7 protein-coding genes and 1 pseudogene are annotated in these 12,870 nt (G+C 71.1%); 3 read left to right on the top strand and 5 right to left on the bottom strand.

What is annotated here, in order from left to right:
• Positions 1-42 precede the first annotated feature (42 nt).
• Entirely contained in the window at positions 43-813 is a 771-nt protein-coding gene (locus JT362_RS12605; RefSeq protein WP_260191318.1) for a metal-dependent hydrolase, read from the top strand.
• 447 nt (positions 814-1,260) lie between these two features.
• Here the strand turns inward: JT362_RS12605 and JT362_RS35585 are convergent.
• From JT362_RS35585 to JT362_RS35395, 3 genes and pseudogenes are all read right to left on the bottom strand, one after another.
• A pseudogene (locus tag JT362_RS35585) lies at positions 1,261-1,670 on the bottom strand (LLM class flavin-dependent oxidoreductase); the annotation flags it as partial.
• Positions 1,671-1,695: 25 nt separating this feature from the next.
• On the bottom strand, positions 1,696-3,576 hold the full coding sequence (locus JT362_RS12620) for an FG-GAP-like repeat-containing protein (protein WP_260191320.1): 1,881 nt from the start codon (positions 3,574-3,576) through the stop codon (positions 1,696-1,698).
• 167 nt (positions 3,577-3,743) lie between these two features.
• Positions 3,744-5,663, bottom strand: coding sequence for an MFS transporter (locus JT362_RS35395; protein ID WP_311202698.1), 1,920 nt, complete (start codon positions 5,661-5,663; stop codon positions 3,744-3,746).
• Positions 5,664-6,236: 573 nt separating this feature from the next.
• Here JT362_RS35395 and JT362_RS12630 point away from each other — a divergent pair.
• Positions 6,237-6,965 (top strand): hypothetical protein, encoded by a 729-nt coding sequence (locus JT362_RS12630; RefSeq protein WP_260191321.1) that lies wholly within the window; start codon positions 6,237-6,239, stop codon positions 6,963-6,965.
• Between the two features lie 21 nt (positions 6,966-6,986).
• Here the strand turns inward: JT362_RS12630 and JT362_RS12635 are convergent, their stop codons facing one another.
• Complete coding sequence (locus JT362_RS12635; protein ID WP_260191322.1) at positions 6,987-7,820, bottom strand: alpha/beta fold hydrolase; 834 nt, start codon at positions 7,818-7,820, stop codon at positions 6,987-6,989.
• Between the two features lie 118 nt (positions 7,821-7,938).
• Between JT362_RS12635 and JT362_RS12640 the strand changes: the two genes are divergently transcribed.
• Positions 7,939-8,526, top strand: a complete 588-nt coding sequence (locus tag JT362_RS12640; protein WP_260191323.1) for a TetR/AcrR family transcriptional regulator — start codon at positions 7,939-7,941, stop codon at positions 8,524-8,526.
• Between the two features lie 177 nt (positions 8,527-8,703).
• Here the strand turns inward: JT362_RS12640 and JT362_RS12645 are convergent, their stop codons facing one another.
• Positions 8,704-12,693: a discoidin domain-containing protein gene (locus JT362_RS12645; RefSeq protein ID WP_260191324.1), complete on the bottom strand. Its 3,990-nt coding sequence runs from the start codon at positions 12,691-12,693 to the stop codon at positions 8,704-8,706.
• Positions 12,694-12,870 lie beyond the last annotated feature (177 nt).

Below are 12,870 nucleotides of genomic sequence, written 5' to 3' on the forward strand. Positions count from 1 at the left end.
AGATCAACTGGCTGCCCACCCTGCCTTCTGGAGCCGCGAGACATGATGGGACACAGCCACGCGCTGACCGGCTGGTGCGCCGGTCTTGCCGTGGCGCCGCTGGTCGGCCTGCACACGCTGCCCGAGGTGCTGCCGTTCGCGACCGCGTCGGCGGGCTACGCGCTGCTGCCCGACCTGGACCACCCGCACGCCACCGCGTCGCGGTTCCTCGGGCCGGTCACCGGGTTGCTGTCGAAGATCCTGCGAGCGTGCTCGCGCGGCCTGTACGCGCTGACCAAGGGCCCGCGCGACGAGAACTGCACCGGCACGCACCGGCACATGACGCACACGGTGGCGTTCGCGCTGCTGCTCGGCTGGCTCGCCACCGGGATCTCCGAGCTGGGCGGCGGCTGGGCGGTCGGCGGGATCATCGCGTTCGGCCTGTTCCTGGCCGCGGACGTGCTCGGCGACTGGCTGCTGGTGGTGTCGGTCACCGCGGCCGGGTTCACCGCGTACACGGGCGGGCTGGACGACGCGTTGACCGCGTCGACCGGCTGGGTGGGGGTGGCGGTCGCGCTCGGCTGCGTCGTGCACTGCCTCGGCGACGCCGCGACCAAGTCGGGCTGTCCGTTCCTGTGGCCGATCCCGATCGCCGGCGAGACCTGGTACGAGCTGCGGCCACCGAAGTGGCTGCGGTTCCGCACCGGCGGCGGGGTGGAGAAGCACCTGGTGGTGCCGGCGGCCACGGTCGCCGGCGTGCTGCTGCTGCCCGGCGTGTGGGGCGCGCTGACCGCCCTGGTCGCCCGCTTCGCCCCACCCACCGCGATGCCCTAGGTGAGGTCGGCCAGGAGCGCGGTGGTCCTGGCTGTTCGTCCTCCGGGCCGAGCGGCATGACCACCAGGTCGGTCGCCCCGGCGTCGAACAGCTCGCGGAGCCGGCGTTCGACCCGGCGCTCGTCGCCGATGACGACGGTGTCCTCCGGGCCGGCGGCACGGCCCCGGTCGAGCATCGCGCGGTAGTTGGGCAGCTGCCCGACCATGCCGAAGTTCTCCGCGACCCACGTCCGGCGGTCCTCCTCGTGCGAGGTGACGCAGACGACCGTCGCGGCGACCACGCGCGGCGTGCGCGAGCCGGCCGCCCGGGTGATCGTGGGCACCACGTGCTCGGCGAGACCGGCCGCGGTGGCCCAGGTCGTGATGGTCCCGTCGGCCAGCTCGCCGGCGACCGGAGCATCGCCGGCCCGAGTGCGCCGACGAGCACGGACGGCGGCGCGACCCCGGCCAGGTCGACGCCGCCGACGGCGGTGAGCGTCTCACCCCGGTAGGTCACGCTTTCCCCACATAGCAACGGAACCAGCGCGCACAGGTACTCGCGCAGGTGGCGAGCGGGGCGGTCGAAGGAGTACCCGAACTGGTCCTCGACGATGTGCTGATGGCTCACGCCGAGCCCCAGGCTGAGCCGGCCGCCGACGGCCTCCTGAACGGTCAGCGCCTGCGCGGCGAGGGCGAGCGGGTGCCGGGGATAGGTCGCACCACGCCGACGCCCAGCTCGATCCCGGGCACCTCGCGCCCGGCCACCGCGAGCGTCGTCAGCGCGTCCCGACCGGTGCGCTGGCCGACCCACACCCCGGCGAAGCCCGCGTCGGCCACGGACCGGGACTGGTCGACGACCGTGTCCAGGGAAGGCCCCATCTCGTCCACGTGATCGCCACCGCGCCTAGAGGCTGGTTTCGCCGGGGAGGCCGAAGTAGTCGTGCCAGCGGGTGCCTGGCCCGAACCCGGAGCCGGTGGACAGCGCCGTGTAGACGTCGGCGCCCGCGTTGTGGGTGAACGTGACGATGTCGGTGCGGCCGTCGCCGTCGAAGTCGCCGACGTAGGGGAACTCGCCGGTGGGCGCGAAGAAGTCGTGCCAGGTCGACGGCGCGCCGAAGCCGGAGCCGGTGGACAGCGCCACCTGGACCTCGGCGGGGTCGCCGTCGAACGCGACGAGGTCGGCCCGGCCGTCACCGTTCACGTCGCCGAGCCTCGGGGTCACCCGGCCCGTCGCGAACGAGTCGTGCCACTTCGCCGACGGGCCGAAACCGGAGCCCGTGGAGAGCGCCACGTAGACGTCGGCGTCGCCGCCGTGGGTGAACGTGACGATGTCCGCGCGGCCGTCGCCGTTCACGTCGGCCACCCCGGGCGACTCGCCGGCGATGCCGAAGAAGTCGTGCCACTTCGCCGACGCAATGAAGCCGGAGCCGGTGGAGCGGGCGACGTAGACGTCCCCGAGCGCGTCGCGGGTGAACGTGACGATGTCGTCCCGGCCGTCCCCGTCGACGTCGCCGACCGCCGGGACCTCGCCGTCGAGGGCGAAGTGGTCGTGCCACTTGGTGGCGCCGGCGAACGCGGAGCCGGTGGACAGCGCCACGTGCACGTCGGCCATCGACCCGTGGGTGAAGGTCACGATGTCGTCCCGGCCGTCGCCGTCGAAGTCCCCGGTCAGCGGGGTCTCGCCGTCGAGCGCGAAGAAGTCGTTCCACTTCCGGGAGGTGCCGACGAACCGGCCGCCGTCCGACAGCGCGACGTAGACGTCGGCAAGCGGCCCGTGCGTGAACGTCACGATGTCGTCCCGGCCGTCCCCGTCGAAGTCGGCCGGTGTGCCGGTGAAGACGCGGGCCTGCGGTTCGCTGACGTGCAGCGGCGCGACGTGCAGCCCGCCCTGGCCCCAGCCGGCGCCGGTGATCCAGGTGGCGCCGTTCGGTTCGGTGACGATCTCGGCGGCGTGAGCGTCGATCCGGCCGGCGAGGTCGTCGACGGAGAAGTGGAACGGGTCGCGGCTGCGGTAGACGCGGGTGTCCTTGTAGCCGGGGTCGCAGCAGACGGACAGGTACCACCAGCCGCCGCGCCACATGACGAACGGCGACTCGGTGGGGCCGCCGAAGGTGCCGGAGGCCGGGTGCTGGAAGGCGACCCGCTTGGCGCTCCAGTCGGTGAGGTTGGTGCTGGTGCGGTAGGCGACCTGGTGGTTGCCGCCGGTGGGGGTGCTGTTGGCGGTGTAGTACATGACCCACTGGGTGCCGATCCTGGTGACCATCGGATCGCGGGCGTCGAAGCCGTCGGTGAACAGGGGGTTGGCCGGGCTGCGGGTCCAGGTGGTCAGGTCGGTCGAGGTGGCGAGGTGCATGCGGTAGGCGGCGTGGTCGGGGGTGCCGGCGGCGTAGAACATGTGGTAGACGCCGTCGTGGTGGATGACGTGCGGGGCCCAGATGTGGCTCTCGCCGGCGGCGGGGTCGGCGGTGAGCGCGAACGGTTGTTTGGTCCACGGGCCGTTCGGGGTGGGTGCGGTGGCGTGGCCGAAGTTCTTCTCGTCCAGGGGGTTGGCCGGCTCGGCGTGGGTGATGGCGAAGACGTGCCAGGTACCGGTGCGCACGTCGCGGACGAGGGTGTGGTCGTTGTAGTACCAGGGCTCCGACTCGCCGACCGAGGGGTCGTAGACGTGGACGAACGTACCGGCGGACACGGTGGGCAGCTCGGCGGCCGTGGCGGCGGCGGGTGCGATGAGCAGGGACGTCACGAGCGTCGCCGCGGCCAGGACGGCGGCCATGGTTCGGTTCACCGCATCCACCTCTGGTGAGTAATCGATTTCCCACCAGGGTGCGGGGTTGGTGATTGACTGTCAATAGCCCGACCAGACGCGCACCGACCACCCCCGGAGCGCGATGGCCGTGCCGGCGGAGCTGGCTGCCCCGTCGACACGGCCACCGGCGATCCCGCCGCCCCGGCCTACGTCATTGGCTGCCGTTGCGTCGGGATCTCGAACAATGCCTCCTGGCGCGGTAGGTCGAACAGCGCCTCCTGACGCGGAGCGGAGAGCGGGACCTCGAACGCCTCGACGTGTTGCTCGGAGTCCGTTGCCGCCGGCGCCACGTCGGCCGACGGCACCTCCGGCTCACCCCGCGCGTCCGCCGAACCCGGAACAGGATCGGGAGACGCTTCGGGTGCGCGCTCGATCTCCGGCATTCGCTCCCAGGCCACGCCATCGGCTCCCGCGGCCGCCGGACTACGCTCCAGGTCCGGCACCCGCTCCAACTCCGGCACCCGCTCCAACTCCGGCACCCGCTCGATCTCCGGCACCCGCTCCAACTCCGGCACCCGCTCCAACTCCGGCACCCGCTCCAGCCCCGGTACGCGCTCCCACGTTCCGCGTCCGACCCGCGGTGCGGGCATCGGCAGCAGGATCGGCGCCGGAACCGGGACCCGCTGCACCACACCCGAACCGTTCCCCGGCACCGGCGCCGACCCGTTCCCCGACACCGCCGCCACCACCGGCGCTTCGCGGCGCGGGCGTGGCGACGGCCTCGGCGTGGGGCGCGGCGCCGGCGGCTCGGGCTTCCGCCCGGAGTACACCGTCGTCGGCAGGCCGGCGTGCATCCCCGTGATCAACTGTCCACACAGCACCACCAACAGCGCGATCAGCGGCCACTCCCACGACTGCGTCGAGCTGTGCAGCAGCCCCGCCCCCAGCGTCGTGGCCCCCGCGATCGCGTAACCGAAACCCTGCACCATCGACGACAACGCCGCCGCCGTGTCCCCGTCCGGCGCCGCGCGCAGCGAGATCAGCGCGAGCGCGAGACCGACCGCCGGCATCCCGAGCCCTAGTCCCACCGCCCACACCCACGGCGTCATCTGCGGATACAGCAGCAACCCGCCCATCGCCAGCAGGTTCGGCGCGCACAGCGCGATCGCCAGTGCGGACTGGCTCTGCGCGCCGCGCGCCCACTTCGGCACCAGCAACGCGATCGGCACGCCGAGCGCCATCGCCACGCCGAACATCCAGCCGACCATCGACTCGTCGACGTGCGAGTGGTCGAGCAGAATACTCGGCAGCCAGCCCATGATGGTGAACGTGAACCCGGACGTGAGTCCGAAATGGATGGTCGTGGTCCAGGCCGTGCTCGGCGGCCGCAGGTTGAACGGGCTCGGCCGAGGGCCAGAAGCGGCGACGGGCGGCTCGGTGAACCTGCGAGCCGCCACCCGCCACGCCACCAGCGCCGCCGCGGCGAGCAGCGCCCACGAGCTGACCCCCCACTGCCAGCTCATCCGGTCGGAGACCTGCGGCGTGATCAGGGCGCCGAGCCCGCTGCCGCCGCCCATCGCGGCGACGTAACACCCGGTCAGCAGCGCCCACGCCTTCGTCGGCGCGGCGTGCGTGATCACCGGGAGCAGGGTGCCGAGCACGGCGATCGCCAGGCACGCCAGCACCGTGCCGCCGAGCAGCAGGTACGGGCCGGACGCGACCCGGGAGGCCAGCGTCGCGGCCAGCACCACGAGCGCGACCGTGACCGTGCGCGAGGTGCCCCACGCCGAGCGCAGCTTGTAGGACAACGCGCCGCCGACGGCGAAGCACCAGACCGGCGCGGACACCACCACCGACGCGAGCACCGCGGACAACCCGGTGCCGGCCCGCAGGTCGTTGAGCACGGCGCCGACGCTGGTGACGGCCGGGCGAAGATTCAGCGCGAGCAGGGGAACGGCGACGAGAACGGAGATCGACAACGCGACGCGCGCGCCCTCGACGGGAACTCCGGTGGTCGGCGGACGGCGCCGGCGCGCCCCCCGGTGCAGGCCCGCGCCGGACGGTCGGGCCGGAACAAGGACTCGGTAGGGCGGGGAGTTCCGCCCGACGACATGGTTCGGCCTCATGCCGGCCTCCAGCTGGACAGCCCCACAGGGCGGCAGGACGCGAACCGCGGCGCGGTACGCAGGACGGCGACCTGATCCGCGTTGCTGGAGGGGGCGCAGGAGTTCGCCGCCGGGGTCCTGTGACGCTCGGCGAGGGAGCTTGCAATTGCGTTTGCGGCTGCGTTTGTAGCGAACGTTTGCGGGTGCGGTCCGGATGCTTTTCTTTGGTCACTCGCAGACGACATTACGGCTGACCCCGAGGTAGCGGAATGCCCGTACATCACGATTCGGTGATGGCTGGAATACGGGTCAGGTGCCACCGGTCGTACGGCGCGCCGGGATGCACAACCAGCTATTTCACCCGTTTGGAGGTCGCGGAAAATCGCGTGGAGGTGGCAGTGCGGACGTCGATCAAGCGTCATTGGCGCAATGAACAGCACATTCCCACATTTCGGACGGCACGCCGGTTCCGGGTTTTCGTTGGTCTCGGAACGGTTTCGAGCCGACCGGCCGTCGGGGGTCCGGTGGTACTCCGGTAGCGTCCCGCCCGGTTCGGCTCCACCCGGGAGCCGCTGGTGAGGAACGGGCACGCCGATGACGGAGCTGGACGAGAACGACCCGCGGTGGACCGACGAGGCCCGCGAGTCGTTCCGGGTAGCGACGACGAACCTGGTCGAGGCGATCCGCCAGCACAGCGCGACACTGCTGGAGCTGACCGGCGCGGAGCAGGACGACGACACCGTCGCCGAGGTTGACGAGCACCTCGAAGCCGCGGCCGCCGCCTACGCCGACGCGCAGTTCGAGCTCACCGGCACCGTGCCGCCCCTCGGCCTGGACGAGGACGTCGACGAAGACGAGGACCTCGACGAAGACGAGGACGAGGATCTGGCGGAGTTCGCCGAGGAGGACGAAGGCGAGCCGGAGGACGAGGACGTCGACCAGGACGGCACCGAGGAGCTCGAGTTCACCGGCGAGCCGTCGTTCCGGCTGACGGTCCTGCACCGGGCGGACTTCGTCGTGACCGACGAGCCGGCGGTCGTCCAGGCCGGTAAGGAGGCTTACCACGACTCGGCCGAGGACGGGGACGAGCCGGTCGACGTGACGGACCTGAGCGAGGCGTTGCAGCAACTGCACCAGGCGGGCGGCATCGAGGCACTGGCCGAGACCCCCGGTCTGGCCTCCGCCGGCTCGACGACCTGGGTCCTGGAGGCAACGGACCTCCTCGACGAGCACGACGCCGACGAGGGGCCCGACTCCCCGTTCGCCCTTGGCGAGGACGCCCGGCAGCGGCTACTGCACCGCCTGGACGAAATCACCGGCTGAGGACCCGGGCCCCGTCGGCACCTATCTGGCGAGGAACCGGAGCAGCGCCTCGTTCACCTCGTCGGCGTGGGTCCACAGCAGACCGTGCGGAGCGCCTTCGATCTCGACGTACTCCGCCGAGGGCAACGCCTGGTGGAAGGGGCGACCGGTGGCGTCGATCGGCAGGATGTTGTCGGCGGTGCCGTGCAGGATCAGCGCCGGAACGTCGATCTTCGGGATGTCGGCGCGGAAGTCGGTCACCCAGGTCGGCACCGCCGCACTGGAGGCGAACCAGGAGGACCCGGCGGCGACCTGCCAACTGTTGCGCAGGGCCTGCTCGGACAGGCGGGTGCCGAGCGTCTCGTCGGTGTTGTAGAAGTTCCGGTAGAAGTCGTCGAAGTAGGCGTAGCGGTCGGACCTGACGGCGGCGAGGATGCCGTCGAACACCTCCTGCGGCACGCCGGTCGGGTTGTCGTCGGTCCTGAGCAGGAACGGTTCCAGCGAGGCGAGGAAGGCGGCCTTCGCGACCCGCGCCGACCCGTAGGTGCCCAGGTATCGACCGACCTCGCCGGTGCCCATCGAGAAGCCGACGAGAACGACGTCGGTGAGGTCGAGGGTATCCAGCACGACCTTGAGGTCGGCGGCGAAGGTGTCGTAGTCGTAGCCGGTGGTGGGCTGGCTGGAACGGCCGAACCCGCGGCGGTCGTAGGTGATGACCCGGTAGCCGGCGTCGAGCAGCGCGGCGCTCTGCTTCTCCCACGAGTGCCCGTCGAGTGGGTAGCCGTGGATCAGCACGACCGGCTGACCCTGGCCGTGGTCCTCGTAGTAGAGGTCGATGCTGGTGCTGTTCTCGGTGCCGACGGTGATGTATGGCATCTGACTTCCTCCGCTTCCATGGAGAACCTTCGTTCTCCGCGTATCGTGGAAAACGACCGTTCTCGCACCGTCATTCCGGGTGGTGCCGTGGCGGTCGTCACACGAAAGGGCCAGGACCGTGAGCACTCCATCCGCACAGCGCGGGCTCGACGACGAGGCGGCCGCGACGCGCGTACTCGACGCGGCCGACCGCCTCTTCTACGAGCGCGGCGTACAGGCGGTCGGAATGGACGACCTGCGGGCCGAGTCCGGGGTGTCGCTCAAGCGGCTCTACCGGCTCTTCGCCGGCAAGGAGTCGATCGTGGAGCACGTGCTCGAACGCCGGCACGAGACCTGGGAAGCCTGGATCGCGGAGGCCACCGCGGCCGGCAGCCCGCGATCGCGCCTGCTCGCGATCTACGACATGCTGGCCCGCTGGTTCACCCAGGACGACTTCCGCGGCTGTTTCTTCATCAACTCCTTCGGCGAGCTCGGCGCGATGTCGCCGCGGGTCGCCGAAATCGTGCGCGCGCACAAGGTCGGCTTCCAGACCACGGTCGCGGACCTGGTCACCGCGGCCGGCGCGCCCTCCTCGCTCGCCCCGCAGCTCGCGATCCTGGCCGAGGGCGCCCAGACGACCGCGGCGATCGCCGGCGACCCCGAGCCGGCGAAGCAGGCCCGCGCGGCCGCCGAGGTCCTCATCGACCACGCGCTCCGGCCGGCGTGAGGCACCCCGCGACGGGTACCGCTGCTGGGCGCGCCGTATCCCCGGCCGGCAGGCGGACGGAAGCTGGGTCAGGACCGCCGTCACGCCGGAGACGATCGACACGATCCCGCTTCGTCAGCCGGAAACGGCGGTGCCGCCGGAGCAGGACCGGCGGCACCGCTGTTCCCCCTTGCCGGGTCAGTCGCGGATGATCGTGAACGTGTCGGTCGTGTTCCTGATGTCGACCGCGTTGTCCCGCAGCGTCAGGTTGTTGAACGTGACCGAGCCGCGGGCCGGCCCCTCCCCCGCTTCCGGCAGCTCGTTCACCCAGATGCCGAACCCGGACTTGGCGTCGAACTCGTCGCCGCTCTTCCTGGCGCCGCTGATCGTGACGTCGGTGAACACGGTGTCCGCCACCGGGTACAGCGGCTGGCCGCCCACGTAGTCGGTCTGGAACATGATGCCGCTGTATGTGGGATCCACGATGTCCACGTTCGACACCCGGATCCCCTGGAAGATCTTCGTCGCCGAGTAGACCCAGATTCCGGGGAACGTCTGCGCGCCCCAGAAGTGGCCGCCCGCCCGCACGATCGAGATGTTCTCGAACCTCGTCGGCGGGTCGGCGCCGAAGCCGTTCATCGGGATGCCGAAGTCCAGCGAGCTGATCGTGATCCCGGAGTACACCAGGGTGTCCGCCACGTAGATGTTGCGGAACACGTTGTCGTACCCGCCGTACACCGCGATCCCCGCCGCCCGCCAGGTCAGGATCGACGTCAGGTTCTCGTAGACGTTCCCGGTCACCTCCCCGCCACCGCCGTCCTGGGCGTTGAACAGGGCGAAGCTGTCGTCACCCGTGGCCCGGGACTCGTTGTTGGCGACCAGGTTCCCCGAACTGCCGTTCGTCATGTTGACCGCGTCCGCGAAGATGTTGCGGATCCGGTTGTCCCTGATCGTCATGTTGTCGGTGTTCATGCCCCAGAACAGGCACACGAAGTGCTCGACCCAGATGTTCTCGATCGTCGACCCGGAGTGGGCGCCGAAGTCGAACACCTTGCCCGGCCCGTCGATCCGGTCGTTGTAGTTGCCGAAGTACGCGAAACCGGAGAACACCGAGCCGTTCGCCGAGGCGTCGGCGCGGAAGCCGACATCGGTGTTGAACTGGCCGGACGGCGCGTGGAACCGGGTGTACCACGGCCCGGCGCCGACCACCTGGATGGCCTTGCCGTAGATCTGGAACTTGGTGTGGCTCTGGTAGTCACCCGGCGGCAGGTACACGCCGACCAGGTTCCCGGTCTGGTCCATCCGCACCCGGTCCAGCGCGTTCTGCACGTCCTGGTGCGACGTCCCGTCCGGGATCGTGAACCGCGCGGGGTCCGGGTTCCCGGTCGGCGCCACCTGCTCCAGGCTGACGAAGTCGATCGCGTACGTGGTGCCGTTCGACGGGTCCTTCTGCAGCCGGATCGTGCTGCCCGCGGGCACCGTCGAGTCCAGCAGCACGTTGGCCTCGTCGTAGATGTGCCTCGGGCCGCCCGCGCTCGGCGAGTTGACCGGCTTCGCCTCGTTGCCGTACAGCCAGGCGTACTTCGACGTCAGGTCGATCGCCTTGTGGAACCGCCCGTCGACGTAGATGTTCAGCGTCGAGTTGATCCCGCCACCGCCCGGCGCGTCCGGGATGGAGAACCGGGTGACCAGGGTGTTGGTCGGCGCCGTCGTCGTCCACTCCACATAGGACCCGTTGCTGTTCAGCGTGACCGCCCGCCGGCCGGACGCCTCGCCGGCGAGGTCGCCGACCGTCCTGTTCGGACCGACGACGGTGGCGCCGCCGCCGACGCGGCCGTCCTCTGCCTCGTACATCTGGTACGGCATGTTCGCGCCGCGACCGACGAACAGGGTGTGCGTGCTGGTGTTGTTGTCCCGCTTGGCCGGCAGCTCGTTGGCGTCGTTCGCCAGCACCACCCGCACGGTGTACCGGCCGGTGGCGGCCTGCCAGGTACCCAGGCGCACCGGGCCGGTCACCGCGCCCGGCGCGATCACGCCGTCGTGCGCGCCGGTCAGCGTGCGCACCGTCTCGCCGGTGTTCGCGTCGAGGACGGTCAGCGTGACGCCGTGCGCGCCGCTCGCCGACGCGACGGTGCCCTGGTTGCGGATCGCCACCGAGAACGTCACCGTGGCGCCGGGTCGCGGGCTGGTCGGCGCCCAGCTGACCGGTGCGGCGACCAGGTCCGAGGTCGGCACCGCGGTCACCTCCAGCTCGTTCTGGCTGGTGAACGTGTTGTCGGACTCGTCGGTCTCGGTGACCTGCTCGGCCGGGTCCACGGTCGCGCCTGGCGTGTAGCTGCCGGCCTCGCGGGCGCCGATGTCGGCGGTGACGGTCGCGGTCGCGCCGGCGGCGAGGGTGTCGACCGGCGTGGTGCCGACCTCGTCGTCGCCGAGGGTGAAGCCGACCGTCGTGGCGGGTGCCGGGCGTTCGCCGCTGTTGCGGACGGTCGCCGACAGGGTGATCTCGTCGCTCTCCGACGGCGTCGACGGCGACCAGGTCAGGCCGGTGACCTCGAGGTTCGGGTTCGGCGCCGGGGCACCGATGACCTGGAGCTCGGCGACCTGGCCGGCGGGGGCGCCGGTGTTGCCGGTGAACCGCAGCCGCACGTCGGCGGCGGTCGCGGTGACCGGGATCGTCACCGTGTTGTCGGTCGCCGGGTCGAACTCGCGGGCGGCCGGCGGCGCGATGCCGGCGAAGGAACCGCCGTCCTGGTCGCGGCCGAGCACCTCGAAGGTCTGGGTGCGCGGGCCCCAGATCGGGTCCGGGTTGAGCTTCACCACGACCGACGTGATCGCGGCGTTCGCGCCGAGGCTCACGGTCAGCTCGTTCGGGTAGCCGCCGCCCTCCCAGTACGTGGCCAGCGAGCCGTCGTTGGCGTTGGCGGCGACGTAGCCGTGGGTGTGCCCGTTCGCGGTGATCGGCCTGCCCTCGGCGAGGTTCGTGCCCTGGGTGGTGCCCTGGCGGGTCACCGTGTTGCTGTTCGGTGACTCGTTGCCGGCCGCGTCGACCGCCCGCACGTAGTAGGTGACGGTGGCGCTCGCCGGCTGGCTGTCGGTGAAGGTGCGGCTGTCCGCGTCCACGCTGGTACGCAGCGTGCCGTTGGCGTAGACGTTGTAGCCGGTGACGCCGACGTCGTCGGTGCTCGCGGCCCAGGTGAGGCGGATCTGGCCGGTCGCGGGCTGGGTGTAGGCGAGGTCGGCGGGCGCGGTCGGGGCCCGCGTGTCGCCGCCGGCCGGGCCGTGGACCTCGATCTCGGCGACCTGGCCGGCGGGCCAGCCGGTGTTCGCGGTGATGACGAGCCGCAGGTACCGGGTGCTGGTCTGGCCGAAGTCGATGGTGACCGTGTTGCCGCCGGCCGGGTCGAACCGGTGGCCGGCGGCGGCGACCAGGTCGCTGAAGGCCGAGCCGGTCTCGCTGCGCTGGACGGCGATGGTCTGGGTCCTGGCCTCCCAGTGGGCGGGCAGCTTCAGCACCATCCGGTTGGTGGCGACGACCGCGCCGAGGTCGACCTGGATCCACTGCGGGAAGGCGTGGTTGGCGCTCTCCCAGTAGGTGCCCTGGTCGCCGTCGGTGGCGTTGCCGGCCGGGTACTCGCCGAGCGCGCTGTTCGCGGTGGCCGTCCGGGCCAGGTTCGTGGTCGACACCTCGGCCGGGAAGACCCGAAGGTCGGACAGCTGGGTGGTGTCGCGGCCGCCGTCGTTGAGGAAGCCCAGCTCGACGTAGCGGGCCTGGACACCGGCGAGCGGGAGGCGGACGGCGTTGCCCCGGTCGGGGTCGAAGGTCCGGGTGGCCGAGCCGGTCGCGGTGGTGAAGGTGGCGCCGTCGGTGCTGGTCCGCACGGTCAGCACCTGGGAGCGGGTGTCCCAGCCGGCCGGCACCTTCAGCTCCAGGGTGCCGAGCCGCGCCTGTCGTTCGAGGTCGACCCGCAGCCACTGCTGCTTCGCGGTCGAGCTTTCCCAGTAGGTCTCGGGGTTTCCGTCGTTCACGTTGGCCGCCGGCCCGGTGGCGCTGCTCGCGGTGACCGGCTTGCCGTAGGCCAGGTCGTCGGGGTGCGGGTCGGCGATGGCGGTGGTGGCACCGGTCGCGACGAGCACGCCGGTGAGGAGGGTCGCGGCGGTCAGCCAGGACACGAAACGCTTCGCTCTCATAGCGTCGCTCTCATCTGTACGAGTTTTGCAGGGGTTTGCTCGATTCTTGCGATGATTAGGTCAAGAGTTGCCCATCGGCTACTCAAAGTCAACGGTTCCCGCGTCGTTCACTCGGACTATTGCCACCCAGTGAGGTGATGGATACGTTCAGTGCGTGCACGACTGGGGGCGTCGGGG

Source organism: Actinophytocola gossypii (assembly GCF_025165815.1).
Taxonomy (GTDB): domain Bacteria; phylum Actinomycetota; class Actinomycetes; order Mycobacteriales; family Pseudonocardiaceae; genus Actinophytocola; species Actinophytocola gossypii.

Excerpts from the sequence above, each read along its gene's own strand:
- JT362_RS12630 (WP_260191321.1), top strand. The coding sequence starts at position 6,237 with ATGACGGAGCTGGACGAGAACGACCCGCGGTGGACCGACGAGGCCCGC.
- JT362_RS12635 (WP_260191322.1), bottom strand. The coding sequence starts at position 7,820 with ATGCCATACATCACCGTCGGCACCGAGAACAGCACCAGCATCGACCTC.
- JT362_RS12605 (WP_260191318.1), top strand. The coding sequence starts at position 43 with ATGATGGGACACAGCCACGCGCTGACCGGCTGGTGCGCCGGTCTTGCC.
- JT362_RS12645 (WP_260191324.1), bottom strand. The coding sequence starts at position 12,693 with ATGAGAGCGAAGCGTTTCGTGTCCTGGCTGACCGCCGCGACCCTCCTC.
- JT362_RS35395 (WP_311202698.1), bottom strand. The coding sequence starts at position 5,663 with ATGAGGCCGAACCATGTCGTCGGGCGGAACTCCCCGCCCTACCGAGTC.